Raw genomic sequence first — 24295 nt, forward strand, 5'->3', positions numbered from 1 at the left:
TGCCTGACCTGATGAGCGACCGGCCGCCGAGGGCATAGGCACACGACCCTCCCCGGCCCTACACGCATTCTCCCAGGTCAACATCCAAATCCGGGCTCACGTGTGACTACCAGCTGCGGAACCCCGGAGACATGCTGCATCAGTTTTGGCACCGGACAGGGTCGGCGAGGTGGGCAGCGAGGCGACTTACGCGCAGATCGCCGCCCACGCGTTCGGCTTGGAGGCGGGAGGGCAGGACTGATGCCCCGTAGAGGAGCGTTCACCAGGGATTGTCCGACCGTTGAAGCGGAGCCGGCCACGCTGGCTGGGACGATCGGTGAACGCGTCGTGCGCAGCCCTGGAGTTCGTAAGTGCAACAACAACACGTGCCGGCGTCACCCACTGCAAGGCTGCAGCCGACGCGGCTCACCAGGAACGGGACGGGATCGCTGCCGGCCCCTACGATCGGATCGTGTCCATGACGGGCGTCCGTCCGATACCGAATTCGTGGCTGGCGGCACTGCGGCCTGGCAGCCGGTTGGCGACCACGATCGCCGCGACGCCGCTCATTCTTTCGCGGTCAAGAACGCCAACGGCGGAGCGTGCGGCCAGATCGGATTCGATTGTGGAATGTTCACCGCGACCGAGGTGCCCGGCGAGGAACCGCACGGGCCGGTGCCGGCCGTCGCCGGGGATGCTGGTGGTGGAGAGGAGAGCGTGAGTCGCTACCCGGCGGCGCGCATTCGGCCGTTCAGCGACGTCGCTGCCATCCTGGAACTCGCTGCGCCAGGCATCCGGCACCCGTCTGAAGAACATCCGACGGGCGGGCCACCACGCACCTGATGCATCCGGACGGCTCATGATCTCGCGCCACCACCTGCGGCGATAAGCCGCCGCAGGTCATTCAGGGCAGCCCTCGATCGCCGCGCTCCATTTCGACGGCCGGGCGTGGACGATGAAAGGGAAAATGTCGCCTACCACAATTGCGCCCTCCATCGAGATCGCAAAGTTGTGAATCGAGGCATTGCCTCGACAATGATCTCCACTGTTTAATGTGGAGGCCCTGACGAAGTGACGGCCCAAGTTGGGCCGTTTTCGCATGCACTGGAGTGGATGTGCAGTTAGGATCATCGGGATTCCGGCTTTACCACCGCCAGCTATCCCGCACCGCGTCGGCCGGTCTCGTCGGCGTTATGCTTTTAGGTCTGATGGCGTCGCCATCGGCGGCGGAGCCGCCGGCGAAGTCGGCATCGGCGCCAATTCCCGCGAAGTTATCGGCCGAACCCCGGCCGGTGGTCGATCCGGCTCTGAAGGCCGCTTCCGAGAAGGCGCAGAAGACCGGCCAGCGAGTGGAAGTGCCTTCACGGTTCACCGAGACCATGAAGGTCTAGGCCAAACCAGATAGCGACCGGCTGCAAGCCGAAATCTACACCCAGCCCGTTCAGTTGAAGAACAAGGCCAGCGGCGCGTGGGAAGCCGTCGACACCAACATCGTCCTCCGCAACGGCGCACCTCAGGCGTCCCGCGTCAAGACACCACTCACCTTCGGCCACCGCGGCGACAAAGTCCTGGTCGCGGCCAGGAGCGAGCAGGGCGAAGCCGCGCTCGGCACCGTCAACGAGTTGCCTGAGCCGCGCATCTCCGGCAACACCATCACCTACCCGGACGCCATCGCCCCTGGAGCCGACCTGGTAGTGATCGCCCTGGCGGACGGGTTCGTCCAGCAGGCGGTCTTCCGGCAGCGGCCCGTCGGACCGGTTACCGTGCGACTGCCGGTCACCCTGCCCAAGGGGTACTCGTTCGGCAAGTCCTCCAAGGGCCTGCCGCAGCTCAAGAGCGCCGATGGTGCGGCGGCGTCCGCACCGATCGTGCTGACCGCGATGGACGCCAAGGTCGAGGTCTCTCCCGAGCAGGGGAAGACCAGCCCGGTGAGCGCCCGCATTGAGACCTCGGGCAAGAATTCCTCGCTGGTGTTCACTCCCGACGCGAAGTTCCTCGCTGACCCGGCCGTGACCTACCCGGTGACGGTCGCGGCCTCCTCCTGGTTCGGCGGCGGCAAGCCCGACGACGCCTGGGTGAACAGGAACGACCCCGCCGCCAATCACGCCTCGGCCGGGTGGCTGCGGGCGGGCACCACGCAGACCAGCGCCGACATCGCCCGTGTGTATCTGCGCTTCGATACCACGGCCGGAACTGGAAGGCGCGACGGTCCACCAAGCGGACCTGATCGTCTGGAACTACAAGTCCGGCGGTCCGAACGGCGATCTGTGCGGCGACCCGCTGGGGTCGGGCATCGTCGCTGAGCAGGTAACCTCCTCATGGAACACGACGACCCTCGACTGGGACACTCAGCCCTCCGCCGCCGGCTCCGAGGGACGCAACGTCGCGGGCTACAACTATGAGGCCACCGGCTGGTGCGGCAAGGAAGAGCAGCTCTGGCACCGGGTGACCACCATGGCCCGGGGCTGGATCGAAGGCGGTAAGTCCAACCACGGCATGCGGCTGCGCGCCTACAGCGAGACGGCGGCGATCAACTGGCGCCAGTACTACGCCACCGAATACGGCGGCACCTACCCCGGCTACCAGCATCCGCCCGCGCTGATGGTGGAGTACACCCCGGCGGAGGAGTTCGATCTCGCCTACGAGCGGGACGGGGTTCCCGACGACAGCCTGCCGACCTACGAGGAGGTGCTCGCCAACCAGATTCCGCTGAGCGACTTCCCGCCGTCCTACCAGGCGCGGACGCTCAACGAGGTGGCGGCGCTGGCCGAGGCGACCACACAGACGTACGACGTCGATCAGGACGACCTGCCCCCCGACATCGTGCCTCCCGACAACAGCGAGCCGGACACCGGCCCGCCCACGACCGTGGCGACGGCGCCGGTCGAGGACGCCCAGAACGTGTCGGGCATGTCCAAGGTCATGGCGTTCCTCGACGAGCCCGTCACCGGCGCGCAGGTGACGGTCCGGGACGCCTCGGGGCAGGTCGTCCCCGGCGTCACGACCGCGAACCCGCAAGGTGACATCCTCACCTTCAGCCCCGCCCAGCAACTGCCCACGGCCGCCACCTTCACCGCGGAGGTCAGCGGCGGCACGGACGCGGCCGGCAACACGATGGCCGCCCATACGTGGTCGTTCGCCACGGACGGGGCTCCGCCGGCAGTCACGAGCACGAGCCCGGCCAAGAACGCCACCAACGTGGCACTCGACTCCACGGTCAAGGCCGCCTTCAGCGAGAAGGTGTCCAGCGTCCAGCTCACGTTGAAGGACGGAGCCGATACTACGGTGGCGGGCACCGGGGTCCTCGACGGCACCGGCAAGGCGTGGACGTTCACGCCCGCCCAGCGCCTGGAGTGGAACGCCTCGTACACCGCGGAACTGACCGCCAAGGACACCTCCGGCAACACGATGGAGCCGCATACCTGGTCGTTCGCGACGGTGACGGACCACGAGGAGCCCATGGTCGCCTCGACCGTTCCCACCAAGGACGCCGTGGACGTGAAGGTGACCCAGACGGTCAACGCCACGTTCAGCGAGCCGGTCTCCGACGTGAAGGTGACCGTGACGGACGCCGCGGGCAAGGCGGTCGCCGGGGGTCTCACGCTGGGAGCCGACGGCAAGGGATTCACCTTCACGCCTGCCGCGCCACTGGCCGCCCTGACCGCCTACACGGTGACGGTCACGGATGCCAAGGACCAGGCGGGGAATGTGATGAGCGCCCACTCCTGGGTCTTCACCACCAAGCCGCCGGACGTCGTCCCGCCGACGGTCGGCTCCACGGTGCCGGTGAGCGACGCGACCGGCGTGCCGCCCACGGACGTCATCAAGGTCACCTTCAGCGAGGCCGTGACGGCCACGCAGCTCACCGTCGCGGATGCGGCGGGCGCCCAGGCGGCCGGGACGCTGAGCGTGGACTCGGCCACCGCGCTGTCCTGGCGGCCGACGGGTTCTCTGGCGGGGGAGACCCGCTACACGGTGACGGTCTCGGGGGCCAAGGACGAGGCCGGCAACACGATGGCCGCCCCCTACTCGTGGTCGTTCACCAGCGGCAGCCTCCCGCCGCCGCCCGACGCTCCCACGATCAGCAGCGAGTACGTGACGCCCACCAACAGCGCGGACGCCGCCACCTCGCTCACCCCCACCTTCCGGGGCTGGGTCACCGACCCCAACGCCGGCCAGAGCTCCATGACGGTGCAGGTGGAGCATGACCCGACGGCCACCGGGCAGGGCACCGGCCTGATCTGGTCGGGCACCGGTTCCAGTGTCGCCACCGACACCTATGCCTCGGTGGCCATGGCGAGCGGTAAGCTCACCGACGGCTGGAAGGTCCGCTGGCGCGCCCGCGCCGTCACCACCACCGGTATCACTGGCGCATGGACCGGCTGGAACACCCTCACCATCACCCTCAACAAACCATCGGTCAGCGACCAATACGTCACACCCACGAACGCGGCAGACGCCGCGACCTCCCTCACCCCCACCTTCCGAGGCTGGGTGACCGACCCCGAAAGCCGCTCCTCCTTCCTCGCCGTAGAGGTCGAACACGACCCCACCAGCACCGGGCAGGGCACCGGCCTGATCTGGTCGGCAACCGGCACCACCAGCGCCGCCTCCAGCGCCTATGCCTCGGTGGCCATGGCGAGCGGCAAGCTCACCGACGGCTGGAAGGTCCGCTGGCGCGCCCGCGCCGTCACCACCACTGGTATCACTGGCGCATGGACCGGCTGGAACACCCTCACCATCACCCTCAACAAACCATCGGTCAGCGACCAATACGTCACACCCACGAACACCACCGGTGTCATCACATCACTCACTCCGACGTTCCGAGGCTGGGTGACCGACCCCGAAAATCGCTCCTCCTTCCTGAGCGTGGAGGTGGAGCACGACCCCACGGCCACGGGACAGGGCACCGGCCTGATCTGGTCGGGCACCGGCACCACCAGCGCCGCCTCCAGCACCTACGCTGGCGTGGCCATACCGAGTGGCCGGCTGTCTCTCGGCTGGAAGCTCCGCTGGCGCGCCCGCGCCGTCACCAACAGCGGCATTATCGGCGCATGGACCGGCTGGAACAGCGAGACCCTGCACAATCCGGCCGCCGGGAGCCCAAGCAGCCGCGCGACCACAGGCGCCCAGGCCGCCGCGGCGGCGAACGGGAAGGGCTGGCCATGGGTCACCAAGCCCGACAAGCGTGTCGCGTTCTCCGACTGCTGGTCGAACTCGATGGCCAACAGCAAGCGCACCTATCCGCTCGGCTGGGTGCGGGACTCCTACAACTGGTGCGCGGTCCGCACGGTCGGCAAGACGCGCGTCAGGAAGCTGAAGGATCCGTGCGGTTGTAAGTACACGGTCCGCGGAAAGCTGGAATTCCTGTTCAGCGTCGCGGGGCACACCTTCACCGGAGACACGAAGATCGACGACAGCGGCAACCTCAACCCCATGCGCGAGAAGGCGATCGACAGCGGCAACAAAACCATCGACAGCCGTACGACCCAGGTCTGGGCACGGGTGGACAAGATCAAGGTCACCGGTACGTCCGGGTCCCTCCTGTGGCCGGAAACGTCCAGGCTGGACGTGGACATGGGGTTCTACGGCAACGGCTGCCGGCAGACCCAGGGAGGCAGCGCCCGTGGCAGCCTGGCCTACTGGAGAGCCAACCCGCAGGTCTACTTCGAGTACTTCTCGGACAAGAACGCCAGCAGGGGACCGCACAAACTGGCCACCTGCGACCTCAGCCCGATGATCGTCGCCGGTGACGGGCCGCTGCCGTACGTGCTGTCCAAAATGGCCAACATGACGGTGCGCTGCGACACCTCGGAGACGCTGACGCTCAGCTACGGCGGATGCGTCTTCGCCGATCACGTCCCCACCTTCAGTGTGCGGCCGGTGTGGGAGCACAACAACGGCAACCCCACGCCGAACCACTCGGCCATGCTCATCCAGAGCGCGCTCGACGACCCCGACGACACCTATCCCCGCACACCGAACGGAGCATCGAAGGTCATTCCCGGATCGTGTGCGAAGGGGCCGCTCTATCGCTCCAGCAACGCGACGCGGAACACGAAGAACCGCACCCAGTCGAAGAAGTTCTGCGCGCAACTGGTCAACGAGCCCGACTATCCATGGGACAAAGGCGCGGACGAGGACTGCGACGAGTATCCCTTCGCCGCAACCCATCAGGGCTCGGCCGGTCCGCAGGCGAATTCGATCAACTACAACGTGGCGGTCAACCTGATCCCGTACAGCCCGAACCGGAGCGTAGGCAGCCTCATGAACTGGTTCTGTCAGCACTACCGGGTTCTGGGCTCACATCCGGACACGGGAGCCGACACCCAGCACGCCTTCGGAAAGTTCTACATAAAGGTGGAAAATAGTTAATAGTTCATCAGAGACAGTCGATCGCCGCGAAGCGCCTGCTTCGCGGCGGTCGGCCGTGTCGAGACACGCAATACCGACGGAAGGGCCGGAGCGGTGCTCACTGACATCGAAACGCACCACAAGGACCTGGTCGAGCGGAATATCTTTCTCGGCGAGCTCTGTATGACGTGGTGCCGGGCGGGCTCGGCCGATGAGGTGATCCGGGCTCTCGATGTCGAAGTGCTCGACATCACCACGAGCGGCTTGAAAGGGCTGTATGCCGAATCGTACGAGGAGCAGAATGACGGCAAATTCGGCGGATTCCTGCTGCTGGGGAAAGAGCCCCCTTGGTTTCTCGCAATGGAGTACACCGGCGATCGGGCGTTCCGTGCGCTCGAACGGCTGTCCTCCGGCGGCGAGGCGATCTGCCTGATCGGGAGCGCGACCCTTTGCCGATTCTCGTTGTTCTACGCGCGCGATGGCCGGAAACTCTGCAGATTGGACTACGCGGGCGATGTCCGGGGCGAGACGGCGGTTATCGAGGAGCACCTCGCGGGCCTGTTCCATCTGCACGAGCGATACGCTGACGTCGAGGCGGGCCGTGTCCCGGGTGAAGGGCTGCTGGACGACTGGCGGATGCACGCGTTCGTGCTGATGGAGCGGATCACCGGTGTCCGCCTGTCCTTCGACTGGCTGGCACGCGGGCACGCCCTCCATCATTTCCGGGTCTGACGCTCAGGAAGAAGGCGGGCCGTCCCGAACCGCGCCCGGTTCGTCGACGCGTTCAGGCCGTAGTGGGCTGGCCCAGCATTTAAGGCGCAGGGCGGCCGCGACGACAAGGCAGGCCACGGCTGAGCTGGGCCGGCTTCCGGCCGTCGGCGTCACCCGCCGGCGTTCGCCCCGGCGAGATCGATCGCCAAGGGGCGGCAACGGCAAGGACCCTTCCCCCGGGGATCCGGGAGTCGGGACGTAGCCGGAGGCTGTTGATCGCGTGGTCGCGGAGCATTGCGCCTGCCGATAATTACATCCGTGCAGGTCATGACTCTGCAAGGGCTTCGCGTGGCATGCGCGAGTTCCGGTCACCAGGGAGGCGGAAGCGGTTACGGCAGGATGATCCGCTGCGCTCCTTCGCCTGGCCTACCTCACCGTTACGAATGCCTTCGCCGCGCTGCGGTTGCTCCCCATGAGCGATCGGGACAAGGACGTGGAGATTCTCGTCCTGCGTCACCAGATCGCCATCCTTGAACGCCAACTCGGCGCTGACACCAAAGTGCGATTCGCGCCCGAGGACCGGGCCTTCCTTGCTGCTCTCCTGACCTCGCTGCCGCGCAAGGTCCTGCGCCGGTTGCGGCTTCTCGTCCGGCCGGACACTGTCCTGCGCTGGCACCGCGACCCAATGCGACGGCGTCACGCCCGTATCTGCCGGCCGAAGCGCCCCGGGCGCCCACCCACCGTCCGCTCCATCCGCGCCCTCATTCGGCGCCTGGTTCGGGAGAAACCCCGGCTGGGGCTACCGGCGGATCCATGGAGAGCTCACCACGCTCGGCATTAAGGTCGCGCCGTCCACGGTCTGGGAGATCCTCAAGCAGGAGGGCCTTGACCCGGCACCCGAACGGGCGTCCACCACGTGGGCCGACTTCCTGCGCTCGCAAGCAGACGCCCTACTGGCCTGCGACTTCATCGAGACCGTCACTCTCAGCGGACAACGCCAGTACGTCCTGGCGGTCATCGAGCACGCCACCAGGCGCGTCCGTGTGCTCGGCACCACCGCTCACCCGAGCGCGAACTGGGTCATCCAGGCGATCAGGAATCTAGTGATGGACCTGGACGGTGCGGGTTGCCGGGCACGCTTTCTGCTCCGGGATCGGGATGGGAGTTCCCGGCCCTCATGGACGAGGTCTTCGCCGAGGCCGGCATCAAGACGGTGCTCACTGGAATTCGGATGCCGCGTATGAACTCGATCATGGAGCGGTGGGTGCAGTCGTGCCGCCACGAGCTTCTCGACCGCTGCCTCGTCTGGAACGAACACCACCTTCGGCACGCCCTGCGCGAGTACGAACACTTCTACAACCAGCACCGAGCCCATCAAGCCCTGAACCAAGCAGCGTCGCTGTGTACCGTCCCCGATCCGATCACGGAGTCAGAGCGAATCATCGACCTGAAGATACGCCGACGAGATCGGCTCGGCGGTGTCCTCCACGAGTACTCACACGCGGCTTGAACTGTACGGACATAATTTTCGGCAGGCGCAGAGTCCGCCATGGCCGTCAGCAAGGCCATACCACCACCTCCGGATCCGGTCGGCTGGGTCCTTGAGCCATATCCGGAAACGAGTACCCGTTCGGCGTCGGCCGACGGAGCCGCTCAAAGTTACATCGAGCGGGTGAAGGCTTACGACCATGCGCAGGACGCTGTCCTGGAAGGCCGGGCGAACACGATCTGGGACGCGCCCGGTGTCAACTCCGACGCGCCAAGCGCGGCCAAGCTCTCGCTGCTCAACGCCGCTCTGATCGAGGAACGGCAGGCGGAACAGCAGCTCGGTGTCCCACGCAGCGCGTCCGCCATCGAGATGACCGACTCCGTCGTGCAGGCGATGCCTGACGGGACCGTCCGCGTCACCAGCAAGGTGAAACGCACCTGGACGGTACCAACTCGGGCGGCCGCCGCATTTGGCCGGACAAGCGCGACGGCGACGGAGGGAATGATCGATCCCATCGAATCGACAATCTCCATATTCGTCTTCGACCGCTGTGGCGATATCACCATCATCGAAGCCGCGATGCCCAGGTATTCGGATTCCGGTGACCACGCCGACCCCTGCTCCGGATTCGTGAACCCCGACGGCGCGGTCGAAGAGGTCTGCGGCGTCTCAGCCGGCGGGAGTGCCGGAGGCAAGTGTGAGTGGTTTACTCCTCCCACGGGTTGCTGGGCGACCGAAAAGCCGGGATACAAGGTCTCCCGGGACTTTATGGCGAGCGAATATTCCCCGACCGGGCGAAACGTAAAGGTTGGGGCGTGACCGTGGACGCACGTTCCACATGGTTCATACATGCGGACAAGATGGGAGGCATAAGCGGAGTCGACGTCTGGGATCTAGCCGAGAACCGGGCCTTCCCTGCCGCCGATCCGGGAACATTCATAAATTACGTGAACGTCTGGTCGCGAAACGCCGAAACGAGCACCCAGGAGGCGAAGTACATAAAGAACAACCTCAGCATCAAGTCGACGGGAGAGGCCTGCTTCGTCAATGACCGAACCAGCGCTTCGGCCGGGGTCCAACTCGAGATCGACAACCAGAAGAACGGCACCGGAGGAGTTTCCGGTGGCATACAGGGCAGCGTGGAGACCGCGTGCAAGTCCTACGAGGCCACCGGCCCCGCCAAACCGCCGAACCCGGATCCGGGTGACGACTTCACCTTGTCTCCGGTGTGGAACAAGCGGCGGGTGAAGGCCGAATGCTTCCACGGATTCCCTGGCACCTGTAACATCAAGGCGTATAGCCACAGGTTCCGGGCAGAAGTGACCTTCTGTTACCATGTGGCCAAGTCAAAGACCACCTGTATTCCATGAGCCTCCAACGATTATCAGAGTTGGTGGCAAGAATACAACGGACGACGATACGGAACCTCTTAGGCGTCCGCATGCCGACGCTGTCGCCCGCGCCAACGCCGATTAGTGTCGAGCGGCAGCGTCGATATTGCCAGAACCACCTTGAGGAAACATGAATTCGAACAGTTGGCTGGATGGGCTTTTCGGTCTCGCGGAAATTTTTCTGCTCGCACCCAATACCCTCGTCGTGGCATTCCTTGCCGTGCCTGTGGTCACCGTGGTGACCTTATGGCTTCGCGGCGCGAGAGCGCACCTCGCACTGAAGACCGCACGCATCTCGCTCATCTCCGTGGGGACCCTGTTGCTCATGTACGCCGCCTATATCGCGTTGCGGCACGGAGGAGTCGCCCCGGTGCTGCAGATCGAGACCTTGGCGGGAGTAGGCCTAATGATCGGCGGGCTGGCCTGTTCGGTGGTGGAGCATGCGAGGCAGGAGCAGTCGCGTGGGCAGAGCGCGGGCGAGCACGTGACGCGGACCAGCCCTTAAGCGCAAGGACCTCACGACGGCATCTTTTAGGAGAGCCTGCGGAAACCGGCTCTTTTGAAGTTAGGAGTGTCCTGAAGATCTTAATGGGAGCTTCAGGCCGGGACGGGGGTTAAACCGCCTTCCTTGAGCCCGATCTGGACCTTGCGATGAAGCCCTTCGTTCCGGCAGGTCACGGTGAACGCGTAGCCTGTTCGTTTGATCATCTGCCTGGCGAGGGTGACGTGTGGGGCGAACAGCCACTCGACCCTCTTTCGGCGTCGATCGAGCTCCTGGTCGCGTTGTAGCCAGTAAGCCTTCGGGTTCCTCCGCAGAGCGTCGCGGAGAGCGACCGCGATCAGCAGACCCGCGGTGGTCTCGATGGTCATGCCTGTGCAGGTCCCGCCCTGGCGGGGCATCGTTCCTTCCAGCGTCACCGCCTTGACTCGATGACCGTGCCGTCTCAGCCATTCCATGAGTGCGCGCCTGATATAAAGATGATCCGCGCTCGCGTCGTCGTTGCTGGAGCGCCTGCAGTTGACGGGACCGTCTGAACCTTCTCGATGATGAGCGAAGTGGGGCATCCGCGTGGACCCGATCCGGGTGTAGAGCTCTCTTCCGCAACCTCCTAGCCATTCGCCGCAGAAGAACCGGCGTGTGCTGTAGTTCGACCGGAGAAGGATCGCGTCAGCCCGTTCGAAGGGCATCAGGATGGGCTCATGCGAATCGGGCGAGCCGAGCACAGCGGTTTGGACCTTGCGTTTATCCGTCATAAACACCAGCCCGGAGGAAGCCCTAACCTCGGGCTTTCGCGGTGAATTTCGCGAGGGTTGATCAACTACATGAGAAAAGTGCTTCTGAGCTGGGAGGATGGGGCTTGTCTAGAGTCCTGTCCGCGCCAGATCGAGAAGCACTTTCCACGTGAAGACTATCGCCTCCCACCGCACCATCACCGCCTCCGCTGATGGCATCGGGCTGCTGTCCCATGCCGGGAGCCTGCTGCTGCTCAAGACCCTGCACGTCACCGGCCTGGACCGGGCGCTGTCCACCCAGCTGGAGCGCTGGCGACCGGCCCGCGCGGTGCACGACCCCGGCAAGATCGTGGCTGATCTGGCCGTCGCCCTCGCCCTCGGCGGCGACTGCCTGGCCGACATCGCCCTGCTGCGCGCTCAGCCCGACCTGTTCGGACCCGTCGCCTCCGACCCGACCGTCTCCCGCCTGATCAACCACCTCGCCCGCGACGAGGCCAAGGCGCTCAAGGCCCTGCGTGCGGCGCGGGCCCTGGCCCGCGAGCGTGCCTGGGGCCTGGCCGGGCACGCGGCGCCGGGCAGCGACGGCGAGCTGATCCCGCTCGACCTCGACGCCACCATCGTCATCGCCCACTCCGACAAACAGCACGCCGCGCCGACCTGGAAACACACCTTCGGCTTCCACCCGATGACCGTCTTCGCCGACCACGGCGCCGGCGGGTCCGGTGAACCGCTGGCCATCGTGCTCAGGCCGGGCAACGCCGGCTCCAACACCGCCGCCGGCTCCAACACCGCCGCCGGCTCCAACACCGCCGCCGGCTCCAACACCGCCGCCGGCTCCAACACCGCCGCCGACCACATCGAAGCCACCCGGCTGGCCCTGGCCCAGCTGCCCCAGCACCGCAGGCGGCAGGTGCTGATCCGCACCGACTCCGGCGGCGGCACCCACGAGTTCCTGACCTGGCTCACCAAGCCCGGCCGCCGGCTGTCGTACTCGATCGGGTTCACCCTCACCGAGCAGATTCGGCAGGCCGTGCTGCGCCTGCCCAAGAGCGCTTGGACGCCCGCCTACAACGCTGACCGGCAGGTCCGGCCCGGCGCCTGGGTCGCCGAGCTGACCGGCCTGCTGGACCTGACCGGCTGTGCGCCTGCCGACAATTACATCCGCCCAGGTCATGGCTCTGAGATGGCTTCGAGTGCCGTACGCGAGTTCCGGTCACCCGGAGACGGAAACGCGTACGGCAGGATGATCCGCTGTGCTGCTTCGCCTGGCCTACCTGACCGTCACGAACGCTTTCGCCGCGCTGCGATTGCTACCCATGGGCGATCGGGACAAGGACGTGGAGATTCTCGTCCTGCGTCACCAGATCACCGTCCTTGAACGCCAGCTCGGCGCTGACATCAGGGTGAGATTCGCACCCGAGGATCGGGCCTTTCCCGCCGCGCTCCTGACCTCGCTGCCCCGCGAGGTCCTGCGCCGGCTGCGGCTTCTCATCCGGCCGGACACCGTCCTGCGCTGGTACCGCGATCTGATGAAACGACGTCACGCCCGTACCTGCAGGCCGAAGCGGGCCGACCGCCCGCCCACGGTCCGCTCCATCCGCACTCTCATCCTGCGCCTGGTTCGGGAGAACCCGAGCTGGGGCTACCGGAGGGTCCACGGCGAGCTCACCACGCTGGGTATCAAGGTGGCACCCTCCACGGTATGGGAGATCCTCAAGCAGGCAGGTCTTGATCCGGCACCCGAGCGGGCGTCCACCACCTGGGGCGACTTCCTGCACTCGCAAGCCGACGCCCTGCTGGCCGGCGATTTCATCGAGACCATCACCCTGAGCGGCCAGCGCCAGTACATCCTGGCCGTCATCGAGCACGCCGCCAGGCGCGTCCGTGTGCTCGGCGCCACCGCGCACCCCACCGCAAATTGGGTCACCCAGGCGATAAGGAACCTGGTGATGGACCTGGACGATGCGGGTTGTCGGGCGCGCTTTCTGCTCCGAGATCGGGATGGGAAGTTCCCAGCCCTCATGGACGAGATCCTCGCCGAGGCCGGCATCAAGACGGTGCTCACCGGTATCCGGATACCGCGGATGAACTCGATCATGGAGCGGTGGGTGCAGTCCTGCCGCCGTGAACTCCTCGACCGCTGCCTCGTATGGAACGAACACCACCTGCGACACGCCCTACGCGAGTACGAACGCTTCTACAACCACCACCGCGCCCATCAAGCCCTGGACCAAGCCGCGCCGCTGCGTTCCGTGCCGGACCCGATCACGGATCCAGAGCGAATCATCAACCTGAACGTACGCCGACGAGACCGGCTCGGCGGCGTCCTCCACGAGTACTCACATGCCGCTTGACCTGCATGGATGGAATTTTCGGCATGCGCAGACTTGACCGCACGCGAGGCCACCGTTGACCGGCGACGCCGCGCACACCTTCTGGCTTGATCTTCTGATGGGTGTCACCGGGGTCTGAACTGACGATGGCGGCCTAAATGATCTACCGTCGTACACGGTCCGTACACAAGAGTAACCATCGAGCAACCAACCATGATCAACATCGAGCTCAGAGACCGGCGAGAACTGAGAAACCCCAGGTCGAACGCGGTATTGAAGAGTAGGGCGGGTGGGACTTGAACCCACGACCCACGGATTATGAGTCCGATGCTCTGACCGTCTGAGCTACCGCCCCTGGATGAAGTTGTACGGCGGACGGCGGGCGTGGAGGGGATCATGCCGAGCCTTCGCGCATGCTAAGGCTAGAGCATCGGATCCGGTCGTGGCGCCCGGCCGAACGGGAGACGGGTCTCCGCGGACATCGTTCCATGCCTGGCGTGGTTGGTGGAGTCCAAGTGGATCATATTCGGGTCTCGGTTGGAGAGGGTGGAAAAGGAGGTGTGGACGGGGGAGGGGCGGGTTAGGGTGTGCGCAGGTGAGTGGGCTGTCGGGTCTGGTGTCGGCACGGGTCGAAGCGTGTCGGTTATCCACTTCTCATGGGGAGGTCGCGGGTTCGAATCCCGCCGCAGCTTCGGCTGTGTAGCTCAGTGGCCAGAGCGCCGAATGCCGGTATGCGGTCCCATATCCGTGTCGGCTCCAGACCTGGCAGATCCCTGCGGTGACGGGCACTCGCGGCGGTGATGGGCGGGGTAGCGTCTTGGCGTGGCCGTCAAACTGGTCTACGAGACCCACTCCATCACCGTGGACAACGAAACGGGTGTCGCCACCGGGTGGTTGCCCGGTGAGCTGTCCGCACGCGGGCGTGCCGCGGCCGTCGAGCTCGGCGTACGACGGCGCAAAGTGGATGTCGTCTACTCCTCCGACCTGCGGCGGGCTGTGCAGACGGCCGAGACCGCCTTCGGGGACGGCAAGGAGATCCGGCTCGATCGGCGGCTCAGGGAATGTGACTACGGGATCTACAACGGGCGGCCGGTCAGTGAGGTGGCGGCCCTGCGGAGCAGGCACATCGATACGCCGTGGCCGGGCGGGCAGAGCTATCGGCAGGTCGTGGCGGAGATGGCGGCGTTTCTCAAGGATGTGATGGAGGAGTGGCAGGGGTGCACCGTGCTGCTGGTGGGGCATTCGGCCAATCGGTGGGCGTTGCAGAATCTGCTTGATGGGGCGGTTCTGGAGGAGCTGGTCGACGCGCCGTTCGATTGGCGGCCGGGGTGGGAGTACGACCTCGCGTGATCCGTCGCCTGATCGGTGCGACGCCGGATGGATGAGGGTCAGCGAACGGAGGGGCTGCTCGGCATTCGCTGACCCTCGGGTCATCGGAGGTCAGGGGATCACGGGCGGTTCAGGCCCAGCGTGTAGGCGCCGGAGCCGCTGTACGCGTGCACGCGATACCGGTAATATCCCGCCGTCCCGTTGTAGCTGAGCGTCTCGTCGGGGTTCGGGGTGGTGGCGCTGGCGACGACGGCCCAGGCGGAGCCGTTCCAGCGCTGCAGGTAGACGTCGAAGTCCGTCCCGTTGGGCCCGTCCAGGCAGACGGCGTGCGTGCCCGACACCGTGGCCTGGTAGTAGGAGCCGTTCGGCTGGTACACGCTCTGGTTGGAGGTCAGCGACCCCGAGTAGGTCTCCTCGTAGTTCTGGCAGCCGGTCGGCGGCGGGTCCGTGCCGCCCGAGGTCACCAGCGTCAGGCCGCCGGCCGAGAGGATCTCGCCGAGTGGCTGGAAGAAGGTGACGCCGCCGCTGGTGCAGTTGCCCGAGCCGCCCGAGGTCATGCCCTGGGCCTGGTCGCCCGAGATGAACGAGCCGCCCGAGTCCCCGCCCTCCGCGCACACCGTGGTACGCGTCAGGCCCGAAACCGTGCCCTCCGGGTAGTTGACGGTCGCGTTGAGCGCGGTGACCGTGCCGCAGTGCCACTGGGTGGTCGAGCCGGAGCGGCAGACCGAGCCCTGGGGCTGCGTGACGGTCGCGCCGCGGACCGGGAGGATGCCGGCGCTGTAGCCGTTCACCACGCCGGGCGCGGTCCAGTTGGCGTTGGTGGCGACCCACGAGTAGTCGTTGCCGGGGAACGACGAGATCTGGAAGGTTCCCTGCGCGACCTGGTTGTAGCCGGTCGTGGTGACGCCCGTGGTGCCGCAGTGGCCGGCGCTGGTGAAGCCGAGCTGGGTGCCGCGCCTGGCCGCGAAGCCGACCGAGCAGCGGAAGCCCTGCGAGGTGTAGTACGCGTCGCCGCCGCGGATGTCGTAGAAGAGGCGGGGGCGTTCCGCGGACTGTTCGAGCTTCACGGCGGAGGCGTCCACGCCGCTGGAGGCGACCCACGACTGCGCCGCCGCGGTGTCGTCCGCCTGGACGACGACGGAGTTGTCCTGGGGCGAGATGGCCCAGCTGTGCACGGAGGCGGGCGGCGCCATCCGGTCCAGGCCGTTCTTGACGGTGGTGAGCTGGGCGAACGTACGGGGCACGACACGGGCCCTGGCGCCCGCGCGGGTGATCTCGGCGGTGTCGGCGGCGTCGACGGTGCCCACGACGAGGGCGGATTCGGCGCCTTCGTACCAGACTCCGGCATAGCGGTCGCCTAGCCTCTTGCGCAGGCCCGGTGCGGCGGTGTTGCCGCGGGCCTCGTTCGCCAGGCGGTTGGTCGCCTGGTCCTTGGTGATGCCGAGGTCGCGCTGCAGGGCGTCGACCACACCTGACGGTGGTTTGGCGGCGACGGCCGGGGTCGCCGTCATGACTAATGCGCCGATCGCGACCGCGATCAGCGCCGGGGTGCGGAGCATCGTCGTCTCCCTGCTGCTGGGGGTGCCGTCACGGTAACGGCGGGCCCAGAAGCGGAGGAGTACTACTTTGCCCCTATCACGATGTTATGGTGCGGTGCCATAACCGGGGTTTCGTACCAGCCAGTCGTAGTAGACCTGACTCCGGCGTACGGCCTCCTCGTGTGCCTGTTTGGCCTGTCCGACCACCCAGCCGGCGTCGGGTGCGGTGGGATGGCGGCCGAGCAGCTGCCGCCAGCGCAGCGGCGCGCCGGCCAGCGGCACCATGACCAGGCCCTGCGCGGCCTGGTGGGTGGCCTGGCAGAGCACGACCGCGCGGCCGACCTGGGCGAGGTGCGTGCAGGTCGGGACGTCCGTCTCGTAGATCGTTCCGGGGGTGAAGCCGGCCCGCGCGCACGCCATCGCGAAACAGTCCGCGAAGCAGCCGTCGCCCGGTGTGACCGCCCACTGCTCCTCCGCCAGGTCGGACAGCGTCACCTCCTTCTCCCTGGCGGCCGGGTGCTCGTCCCCGACGAGGCAGAAGACGGGATCGAGGCTGATCGTCTCCCACAGCAGAGTGCCGGTGGGGGTGCCGGAGTCGCCGCAGGCGCCGGTCAGCACGTAGTCGAGCCTGCCGAGCTCGACCATGCTGGTCAGCTCGTGCGTCGACCAGGACGTGTACGTGCTGACCGAGCGTTCGGCGGCCAGCCGGTCGACGAGGCCGCCGAGTATCGGGCCGTTGGTGGCGCCGATGCGGAATCCTGGTGAGGGGGCGTGGGCGAATCGTACGGCTTCGTCCTGCAGTTCCTTGGCCGCGGGGAGTAATACCCGGGCGCGGGCGAGCACCAGCTCTCCGAGGCGCGTTGGTCTGGCGCCGTGTCGGTCGCGTTCGAACAGGGCGCCGCCGAGCACCCTCTCGATACGCTTGAGCTGCGCGGTGAGGGCCGGTTGTGCCAGCCCGAGCAGGGACGCGGCCTTGCTCACACTTCCCGCGTCCGCGACTGCGCGGACGATCCTGAGGTGCCTGAGCTCGAGGTCCATAACGGGAAGGTAAGGCGGCGATCTCTTCCAAACAATGCCTATATGTCAGGAATTGTGACAGATATTGTCGGGGGTCTCTGGGGTAGGGGGAGCCCATGACGACGATGGGAATAGATCCTGCCCAGCTCAGCGACGATGATCTGGTACGCGAGCTGCGGCAACTGCACACCACCCGCAGCGACACATTCTTCCACGGATCGGATGATGCGCTAGCCCGTCACACTTCCCGCACCAATGAGCTAGAGGCCGAATACCTCCGCCGCGTCCCGGATCGCGAAGTGGACCCGCTGCGGCTCCGCGAGGGAGCAAGGGAACGCCGATGAGCGAGGGCCATGATGTGCAGGCGCTGTCGGACGTCGACATCCACGTGTACGAGGCGGTGGCGTCCCAGACCGTGGAGACGGGCGGCGCGGGGCTCGGCGGCCTGATCAGGGCGACCGGGCTGACCGAGGACGAGGTACGCCGGAGCCTCACGAAGCTGGTCGAGCACGGGTACGTCGTCCCGCAGGGCGACGGTTACGCGCTGGGGCCGCACACGTTCGAGGTCGAATACTGACATCCCCACGCCCCGGCGCGCCGCCCGGACGGTGACGGCGCGCGAGGCGGATCTTCAGGGCTCCAGTACGAGCTTGCCGACGAAGTCGCCGCTCTCCATCAGCGCGTGCGCGGCGGCGGCGTCCGCCAGCGGGAAGACCCGGTCCACGTGCGCCGCCAGCTTCCCGGCCGCCGCCAGCCGGGCGATCTCCTCCAGCGCCGCGTGATCGGGCTCCACGCTGAACCGTCCCCACCGCACCCCGGCCCGCTCGAAGGCGGCCTCGTCGGCGGGCGTCGCCCCGGCGCCCGCGATGAACGTGCCGCCGGGCTTGAGCACGGGGATCGACCGGATCGGGTAGTCCCCGCCCACCATGTCCAGGACGAGGTCCACGCCGGAGACGGCCTCGGCGAAGTCCACGCCGGTGTAGTCGATCACCTCGTCGGCCCCCAGCTTCCTGACGAACTCGTGCTTGGCCGCCCGGGTGGTGCCGATCACGTACGCGCCGCGCAGCTTGGCGAGCTGCACGGCCAGGTGCCCGATCCCGCCGGCGGCCGCGTGGACCAGCACCCGCTGCCCGGGTGAGACGCCGGCGATGTCGGAGAAGGCCTGCCAGGCGGTCAGCGCGGCCATGGGCAGCGCCGCGGCCTGCACGTGATCGACGCCGTCCGGCTTGCGGGCGAACTGCCGCGGCCTGGCCACCACATAGTCGGCGTAGGCACGGGCGGCGTACGGGAAGTTGAGCATGCCGAAGACCTCGTCGCCGGGCTTGAAGCGGCCGGTGTACTCGCCGATCTCCTCCACGACGCCCGACACGTCCCAGCCGGGGGTCAGCGGCAGCTCGGTGTAGTCCGGCGGGAACGGGGTGCGCCGCAGCTTCCAGTCGGGCGGGTTGACGCCCGCGGCCCGCACCCGCACCAGCACCTCGTGCCGCTGCGGAACCGGCCGCGGGACCTCGGCGAGCTCCAGCACCTCGGGGTCGCCGAAGGCACGGTAAACGATTGCGCGCATGTTTTCTGACATGCCTCATATGCTGGTCAACTCAGGTATCTCTTGTGAAGAAGGCACCTGTTTGGTATTCAGGTACCTGATGGATACCAACTTTCCCGATCTCAGAGCCTACGGCGGCGCCGACGCGTTCCTGCAGGCGTGCAAGCCCCGCACCGTGCTCGGCATGTTCACCAACAAGTGGACGGGCCTGGTCATGGGCGCGCTCCTCGACGGGCCCAGGCGGTTCGGCGAGCTGCGCAGGATGCTCGACGGCATCACCCAGAAGATGCTGTCGCAGACCCTGCGCACCCTCGAACGCGACGGCCTGGCCACCCGCACCGTCTACCCGACGATCCCGCCACGGGTCGAGTACGAGCTCACCGGCCTCGGCCACAGCGCGATCGGCGTCCTGCGCTCCATCGGCGAGTGGGCGAGCGTGTACGCCGACGACGTGATCGCCGCCCGCGACGCCTACGACGAGAAGGCCAAGGAACCGGTCAGATCCGTTTGACCCGGGCCCACACCAGGAAGGCGCCGCCGAAGACGGCCATGGCCAGGCCGGTCCACAGATTGACGGGCTCGCCGAAGACGCCGGCGACGATCAGGATCACGCCGTACACCAGGAAGAGCCCGCCGATCACCATGCGGATGTCACTCACAGGATCACTCCGTACATCAGTGCGGCCAGGATGATCGCGCCGGTGCCGAGCACCACGGGCGAGCGGTACCACTTCGCGTCACCGGCCAGCGCGTCGTCCTCCAGGTCCACGGCGCTGAGCCCCCACACCAGCCCGCGCAGCTCCTCGGCGGGCTTGGCGGTGGTGACCAGCGTGACGACCACGGTCACGATCGCGTCCACGACGAAGGCCACGCCCGCGCCCCAGAAGCTGGCGTTCAGCTCGGTGCCGAAGTCCAGCAGACCGGCCTTGAACCCGATGTAGGAGGCGAAGCCGGACAGCGTGCCGGCCAGCAGCCCCCAGAACCCGGCCCACGGCGTCATCCGCCGCCAGAACAGGCCGATGATGAACGTCGCGAAGAGCGGCGCGTTGAAGAACGAGAACAGCGCCTGCAGGTAGTTCATGATGTTGGAGTAACCGGCCGCGATGAACGCGGTCCCGACCCCCATCGCCACGCCCGCCACGGTCGCGATCCGGCCCACCCGCACGTAGTAGCCGTCCTCGCGGTCCTTGCGCACGTGCGACTGCCAGATGTCGTTCGTGAACACGGTGTTGAACCCGCTGATGTTCGCCGCCATCCCCGCCATGAACGAGGCCAGCAGCCCGGTCACCGCGACCCCCAGCACGCCGTTCGGCAGCAGCTCGCGCATGAGCAGCGGGATCGCGTTGTTGTAGTCCTGGCCCTCGCCCCAGCCGCCGAACAGCACGAGCGCGATCATCCCCGGCAGCACCGTGATCAGCGGGATGAACAGCTTCGGGTACGCGGCGATGATCGGCGTGAGCCTGGACGCGTTCGTGTTCCTGGCCGACAGGGCGCGCTGGACCTCGGCGAAGTTGGTGGTCCAGTAGCCGAACGACAGCACGAAACCGAGCCCGAACACGATCCCGATCCAGTGGGCGTGCATCGGGTTGTCGCCCGCCGAGTTCACCCAGGTGTGCAGGCCGCCCTCGCCGAGCGTGCTCTGCCGGACCTTGTCGGCCAGGCCGGAGACCCCGCCCACCCGCATCAGCCCGAGCACGGTCAGCGGGATCAGCCCGGCGAGGATCACGAAGAACTGCAGGACCTCGTTGTAGATCGCGGAGGACAGGCCGCCGAGCGTGATGTACGACAGCACGATCACCGCCGACACCACCACCGAGACCGGCAGCGGCCAGCCCAGCAGCGCCTCCATGACCAGGGCCAGCGCGTACAGGTTCACACCGGCGATGAGGATCTGCGCCACCGCGAAGGTGATCGCGTTCAGCAGCTGCGTGGCCCCGTTGAAGCGCCTGCGCAGGAACTCGGGAACGGTGCGGACCTTCGAGCGGTAGTAGAACGGCATCATCACGATGCCGAGGAAGACCATCGCGGGAACCGCGCCGATCCAGTAGTAGTGCACGGTCATCGCGCCGTACTGGACGCCGTTGGCCGCCATGCCGAGGATCTCGATCGCGCCCAGGTTCGCCGAGACGAACGCCAGCCCGGTGATCCACGCGGGCAGCCCGCGTCCGGCCAGGAAGAAGTCGAGGCTGGAGCTGATGTGTTTTCGGGCGGCGAACCCGATCGCGAGCACGGTGGCGAAGTAGATCGCGATGAGAACGTAGTCGAGGAGGTTCACGTCGAGACGCACGGCGCTCCCGCTACCCCGTAAAACCAGGACATCACGCGCCGATCCGACGCGGCCCGGCGAGCCGGTGGTGGACCGCTGAACGCCGGCCGCCCTACTGTCAAGGGGTGGACGTCGCCGATCTGAGCCCCGCGCAGGCGCGGGAGCGCTTCCGCGCCGGCGAACGCGTGCCCACCGCCGGCTGGTGCCGGGGCTGGGCGCAGGCCAATCTGATCGCCGTCCCCAAGGGGCTGCGCTATGACCTGCTGCTGTTCGCCCATCACAACCCCCAGGCGTGCCCCGTGCTCGACGTGGGGGAGCCCGGTGCCTGGTCGACCGCGCTGTTCGCCGGTGACCTGCGTACGGACCTGCCCGGATACCGGCTCTACCGCGACGGCGCGCCGGTCGCCGACCTCAACGAGGTGGTGGCTGACTGGCGGGCGGACCTCGTGCCGTTCCTCATCGGCTGCAGCTTCACCTTCGAACGGGCGCTGCTGGCCGCCGGGGTGCCGGTCCGGCATCTGGAGCTGGGGACGAACGTGCCGATGTACGTCACGAACGTCCCCTGCGCCACGGCCGGGAGCTTGTCGGGGCCGCTGGTGGTGTCGATGCGGCCGGTCCCCGAGGAGCTGGTGGCGACGGCCGTCGCGGTGAGCGGCCGCTATCCGCTGGTGCACGGCGCGCCGGTGCAGGTCGGCGACCCCGGGGCGATCGGCGTCCGCGACCTGGCGCGGCCCGACTTCGGTGACCCGGTGGAGGTGCGGGAGGGGGAGGTGCCGCTGTTCTGGGCCTGCGGGGTGACGCCGCAGGCGGTGATCATGGCCAGCGGCGTCGAGTACGCGATCGGCCACCTGCCGGGTCACATGGCGATCATGGACGCGCGCGATGACGACTATCTAGTGACTTAACGAGATATTTCGCCGTATAGGTCGAAGCTTCCGTCATGTCGGCCGGCGTGCCCTCGAAGATCACCCGGCCTCCGTGCTGCCCCGCCTCCGGCCCCAGGTCGATGACCCAGTCGGCGTGCTTGACCACGTCCAGGTCGTGCTCCACGACGACGACCGTGTTGCCGTCGTCCACCAGCCGGTCGAGCAGCGCCAGCAGCGTGTCCACGTCCGCCATGTGCAGCCCGGTGGTCGGCTCGTCGAAGACGTACAGCTTGCCGTGCTCGCGCAGCCGATGCGCCAGCTTGAGCCGCTGCCGCTCCCCGCCGGACAGCGTGCTCAGCGGCTGCCCGAGCGTCAGGTAGCCGAGCCCCAGCCCGCCCAGCCGGGCGATGCCCGGCAGCTCGAACGCGCCCGCCGCCTCGTCCGCCGTCATCGCCAGCACGTCCGCGATCGTCCGGCCCGCCACCGTGTACGACAACGCCTCGTCGCTGTACCTGCTGCCCCCGCACGCGTCGCACACCCTGGTCACCGGGTCCATGAACGCCAGGTCGGTCGTGATCTCGCCGCGCCCCTTGCACACCGGGCACGCGCCGGCCGAGTTGAAGCTGAACAGCCCGGCCGCCACCCCGGCGGCCCCGGCGAACAGCTTCCGCAGCGGATCCATGGCGTTCAGGTACGTGGCCGGCGTCGAGCGGACGGAGGCGGCGATGGCCGACTGGTCGATGAGGATCGCCTCGGGGTGCTGGGCGACGAGCTCCCGCCGCATGAGCGTGCTCTTGCCCGACCCCGCCACCCCGGTGACGGCGCTCAGCACGCCGAGCGGGAGGCGTACCGTGACGTTCTTGAGGTTGTGGGCGTTCGCGTCCGCGACGGTCAGCCAGCCGGACGGCTCGCGCACGCGGTCCTTGAGCCCGGTCGTGCGCCTGAGCATGCGCCCGGTGGGCGTGTCACCGGCGGTCAGCCCGGCCACCGTGCCCTCGAACACCACGTGCCCGCCCGCCGCGCCCGCGCCCGGCCCCAGGTCCACGACATGGTCGGCGAGCGCGATCAGGTCGCGGTCGTGCTCGACCACGAGCACCGTGTTGCCCTTGTCGCGCAGGTCGGCCAGCAGGTCGCCGAGCCGGTGCACGTCACGCGGGTGCAGGCCCACGCTGGGCTCGTCGAAGATGTAGGTCATGCCGGTCAGGCTGCTGCCCAGGTTGCGCACGGTCTTGAGCCGCTGCGCCTCGCCGCCCGACAGCGTCGGCGTCTCGCGGTCGAGGCTGAGGTAGCCGAGCCCGATGGCCTCGATCCTGCGCAGCGACTCCACGGCCGCGTCGGCGACCGGGTCGGCCAGGCGGCCGAGCACGTCGATGAGGTCGGTGACCTCCATCGCGGCGTAGTCGGCGAGGTTGCGGCCGCCGATCCTGGAGGCCAGCGCGGCGGCGTTGAGCCTGGCCCCGCCGCACGCCGGGCAGGTGCTCTCGCGCACGTACGGCTGGGCCTCCGGATCGATCCGATCGCGGGCGCGCTTGAGGTAGAGGCGGTCGAAGCGGACCACCACGCCTTCGTAGGTGTTGTCGTACTTGCCGCGCTTGACCTTGAATCCGCTGCCGTACAGCAGCAGCTCGCGCTCCTTCGCGGTGAAGTCGCGCAGCGGCTTGTCCGGGTCGAACAGGCCCGAGGTCGCGTAGATCTGCCAGGGCGCGGTGTCGATCGGGTGCAGGGCCAGCGCGCCCTCGTTGAGCGTCAGGTCCGGGTCGATGATCCGGTCGAGGTCCAGCTCGATCCGCTTGCCCAGGCCGTCGCACTGCGGGCACATGCCCTGCGGGTCGTTGAAGCTGTAGGCGGTGGCGGGCCCGGCCGACGGCTCGCCGCGCCGCGAGAACAGCACCCGCAGCATGGGATGGACCTCGGTCATCGTGCCCACGGTCGAGCGCGCGCCGCCGCCGACCGGCTTCTGGTCGACGACGACGGCGGCCGTCAGGTTCGACATGCGCTCGGCTTTGGGGCGCTCGTGCTTGGGCAGCCGGTTCCTCACGAACGCGCTGAAGGTCTCGTTGAGCTGGCGCTGCGACTCCGTGGCGATGGTGCCGAACACGATCGACGACTTGCCCGATCCGGACACGCCGGTGAACACGGTCAGCCGCTCCTTGGGCAGGCGCAGCGAGACGTTCTTGAGGTTGTTCTGCCGCAGGCCGGTCAGTTCGATGTCGCCCGGCATCGTCTCCTCCTAGCTTTAGCTA

General features: G+C 67.4%; 24 protein-coding genes and 1 tRNA gene. 15 read left to right on the plus strand and 10 right to left on the minus strand.

Going from position 1 to position 24295, the window contains the following annotated elements:
- Positions 1-438: 438 nt before the first annotated feature.
- On the minus strand, positions 439-795 hold the full coding sequence (locus ABEA43_RS18310; protein ID WP_345563240.1) for a hypothetical protein: 357 nt from the start codon (positions 793-795) through the stop codon (positions 439-441).
- A 293-nt stretch (positions 796-1088) separates the two neighbouring features.
- Here ABEA43_RS18310 and ABEA43_RS18315 point away from each other — a divergent pair, with 293 nt between their 5' ends.
- The 4 genes from ABEA43_RS18315 to ABEA43_RS18330 all read left to right on the plus strand — a co-directional run bounded on the left by ABEA43_RS18315 (position 1089) and on the right by ABEA43_RS18330 (position 7068).
- Entirely contained in the window at positions 1089-1370 is a 282-nt protein-coding gene (locus ABEA43_RS18315; protein ID WP_345563242.1) for a hypothetical protein, read from the plus strand.
- Positions 1371-1424: 54 nt separating this feature from the next.
- Entirely contained in the window at positions 1425-2282 is an 858-nt protein-coding gene (locus ABEA43_RS18320; protein ID WP_345563245.1) for a hypothetical protein, read from the plus strand.
- Positions 2206-6357, plus strand: a complete 4152-nt coding sequence (locus ABEA43_RS18325) for an Ig-like domain-containing protein (protein WP_345563831.1) — start codon at positions 2206-2208, stop codon at positions 6355-6357. Before ABEA43_RS18320 ends, ABEA43_RS18325 begins: the two co-directional genes overlap by 77 nt.
- 93 nt (positions 6358-6450) lie before the next feature.
- The gene (locus ABEA43_RS18330) at positions 6451-7068 is read left to right on the plus strand and encodes a DUF6461 domain-containing protein (RefSeq protein WP_345563247.1); all 618 of its coding nucleotides are present in this window, start codon (positions 6451-6453) and stop codon (positions 7066-7068) included.
- A 304-nt stretch (positions 7069-7372) separates the two neighbouring features.
- On the opposite strand, the gene ABEA43_RS18335 is transcribed toward ABEA43_RS18330, so the two are convergent.
- Entirely contained in the window at positions 7373-7747 is a 375-nt protein-coding gene (locus ABEA43_RS18335; RefSeq protein ID WP_345563249.1) for a hypothetical protein, read from the minus strand.
- 477 nt (positions 7748-8224) lie between these two features.
- Between ABEA43_RS18335 and ABEA43_RS18340 the strand changes: the two genes are divergently transcribed.
- The 4 genes from ABEA43_RS18340 to ABEA43_RS18355 all read left to right on the plus strand — a co-directional run bounded on the left by ABEA43_RS18340 (position 8225) and on the right by ABEA43_RS18355 (position 10432).
- Positions 8225-8557, plus strand: a complete 333-nt coding sequence (locus ABEA43_RS18340; protein WP_345563251.1) for an integrase core domain-containing protein — start codon at positions 8225-8227, stop codon at positions 8555-8557.
- A 39-nt stretch (positions 8558-8596) separates the two neighbouring features.
- The gene (locus ABEA43_RS18345) at positions 8597-9355 is read left to right on the plus strand and encodes a hypothetical protein (RefSeq protein ID WP_345563253.1); all 759 of its coding nucleotides are present in this window, start codon (positions 8597-8599) and stop codon (positions 9353-9355) included.
- Positions 9352-9906 carry a hypothetical protein gene (locus ABEA43_RS18350; protein ID WP_345563254.1) on the plus strand — a complete coding sequence of 185 codons (555 nt, stop codon included), beginning with the start codon at positions 9352-9354 and terminating at the stop codon, positions 9904-9906. The genes ABEA43_RS18345 and ABEA43_RS18350 overlap by 4 nt, the downstream gene beginning before the upstream one ends.
- A gap of 151 nt (positions 9907-10057) precedes the next feature.
- Positions 10058-10432, plus strand: coding sequence for a hypothetical protein (locus ABEA43_RS18355; RefSeq protein WP_345563256.1), 375 nt, complete (start codon positions 10058-10060; stop codon positions 10430-10432).
- A gap of 92 nt (positions 10433-10524) precedes the next feature.
- On the opposite strand, the gene ABEA43_RS68675 is transcribed toward ABEA43_RS18355, so the two are convergent.
- Positions 10525-10884, minus strand: coding sequence for a hypothetical protein (locus tag ABEA43_RS68675; RefSeq protein ID WP_486348723.1), 360 nt, complete (start codon positions 10882-10884; stop codon positions 10525-10527).
- Positions 10885-11329: 445 nt separating this feature from the next.
- On the opposite strand from ABEA43_RS68675, the gene ABEA43_RS18365 reads away from it, so the two are divergent.
- Positions 11330-12538, plus strand: a complete 1209-nt coding sequence (locus tag ABEA43_RS18365; protein WP_345563260.1) for a transposase — start codon at positions 11330-11332, stop codon at positions 12536-12538.
- The gene (locus tag ABEA43_RS18370) at positions 12477-13514 is read left to right on the plus strand and encodes an integrase core domain-containing protein (protein WP_345563262.1); all 1038 of its coding nucleotides are present in this window, start codon (positions 12477-12479) and stop codon (positions 13512-13514) included. Before ABEA43_RS18365 ends, ABEA43_RS18370 begins: the two co-directional genes overlap by 62 nt.
- A gap of 260 nt (positions 13515-13774) precedes the next feature.
- Here the strand turns inward: ABEA43_RS18370 and ABEA43_RS18375 are convergent.
- A tRNA-Ile gene (locus ABEA43_RS18375) sits at positions 13775-13848 on the minus strand.
- A 467-nt stretch (positions 13849-14315) separates the two neighbouring features.
- Between ABEA43_RS18375 and ABEA43_RS18380 the strand changes: the two genes are divergently transcribed.
- Positions 14316-14843, plus strand: coding sequence for a histidine phosphatase family protein (locus ABEA43_RS18380; RefSeq protein ID WP_345563263.1), 528 nt, complete (start codon positions 14316-14318; stop codon positions 14841-14843).
- Positions 14844-14941: 98 nt separating this feature from the next.
- Here ABEA43_RS18380 and ABEA43_RS18385 read toward each other — a convergent pair whose 3' ends face one another.
- Together ABEA43_RS18385 and ABEA43_RS18390 are read right to left on the minus strand one after the other, a co-directional pair.
- Positions 14942-16381 carry a S1 family peptidase gene (locus ABEA43_RS18385; protein ID WP_345563265.1) on the minus strand — a complete coding sequence of 480 codons (1440 nt, stop codon included), beginning with the start codon at positions 16379-16381 and terminating at the stop codon, positions 14942-14944.
- Positions 16382-16465: 84 nt separating this feature from the next.
- The gene (locus tag ABEA43_RS18390) at positions 16466-17398 is read right to left on the minus strand and encodes a LysR family transcriptional regulator (protein ID WP_345563267.1); all 933 of its coding nucleotides are present in this window, start codon (positions 17396-17398) and stop codon (positions 16466-16468) included.
- A 95-nt stretch (positions 17399-17493) separates the two neighbouring features.
- Here ABEA43_RS18390 and ABEA43_RS18395 point away from each other — a divergent pair, with 95 nt between their 5' ends.
- Complete coding sequence (locus tag ABEA43_RS18395) at positions 17494-17721, plus strand: DUF6158 family protein (protein ID WP_345563269.1); 228 nt, start codon at positions 17494-17496, stop codon at positions 17719-17721.
- On the plus strand, positions 17718-17954 hold the full coding sequence (locus tag ABEA43_RS18400) for a hypothetical protein (RefSeq protein WP_345563271.1): 237 nt from the start codon (positions 17718-17720) through the stop codon (positions 17952-17954). Before ABEA43_RS18395 ends, ABEA43_RS18400 begins: the two co-directional genes overlap by 4 nt.
- Before the next feature lie 54 nt (positions 17955-18008).
- Here ABEA43_RS18400 and ABEA43_RS18405 read toward each other — a convergent pair whose 3' ends face one another.
- Positions 18009-18941, minus strand: coding sequence for an NADP-dependent oxidoreductase (locus ABEA43_RS18405; protein ID WP_345563272.1), 933 nt, complete (start codon positions 18939-18941; stop codon positions 18009-18011).
- A 79-nt stretch (positions 18942-19020) separates the two neighbouring features.
- Between ABEA43_RS18405 and ABEA43_RS18410 the strand changes: the two genes are divergently transcribed.
- The gene (locus tag ABEA43_RS18410; protein WP_345563274.1) at positions 19021-19431 is read left to right on the plus strand and encodes a winged helix-turn-helix transcriptional regulator; all 411 of its coding nucleotides are present in this window, start codon (positions 19021-19023) and stop codon (positions 19429-19431) included.
- On the opposite strand, the gene ABEA43_RS18415 is transcribed toward ABEA43_RS18410, so the two are convergent.
- Both ABEA43_RS18415 and ABEA43_RS18420 read right to left on the minus strand, forming a co-directional pair.
- On the minus strand, positions 19418-19579 hold the full coding sequence (locus tag ABEA43_RS18415) for a hypothetical protein (RefSeq protein ID WP_345563276.1): 162 nt from the start codon (positions 19577-19579) through the stop codon (positions 19418-19420). The genes ABEA43_RS18410 and ABEA43_RS18415 overlap by 14 nt on opposite strands.
- Positions 19576-21207 carry a sodium:solute symporter family protein gene (locus tag ABEA43_RS18420; protein WP_345563278.1) on the minus strand — a complete coding sequence of 544 codons (1632 nt, stop codon included), beginning with the start codon at positions 21205-21207 and terminating at the stop codon, positions 19576-19578. Before ABEA43_RS18420 ends, ABEA43_RS18415 begins: the two co-directional genes overlap by 4 nt.
- Positions 21208-21311: 104 nt before the next feature.
- Between ABEA43_RS18420 and ABEA43_RS18425 the strand changes: the two genes are divergently transcribed.
- Positions 21312-22091 carry a putative hydro-lyase gene (locus tag ABEA43_RS18425; RefSeq protein ID WP_345563280.1) on the plus strand — a complete coding sequence of 260 codons (780 nt, stop codon included), beginning with the start codon at positions 21312-21314 and terminating at the stop codon, positions 22089-22091.
- Here ABEA43_RS18425 and ABEA43_RS18430 read toward each other — a convergent pair.
- Complete coding sequence (locus ABEA43_RS18430) at positions 22054-24273, minus strand: ATP-binding cassette domain-containing protein (RefSeq protein WP_345563281.1); 2220 nt, start codon at positions 24271-24273, stop codon at positions 22054-22056. The two genes, ABEA43_RS18425 and ABEA43_RS18430, sit on opposite strands and share 38 nt — an antisense overlap.
- Between the last annotated feature and the right edge of the window lie 22 nt (positions 24274-24295).

Source organism: Nonomuraea rosea (assembly GCF_039539705.1).
Taxonomy (GTDB): Bacteria; Actinomycetota; Actinomycetes; order Streptosporangiales; family Streptosporangiaceae; genus Nonomuraea; species Nonomuraea rosea.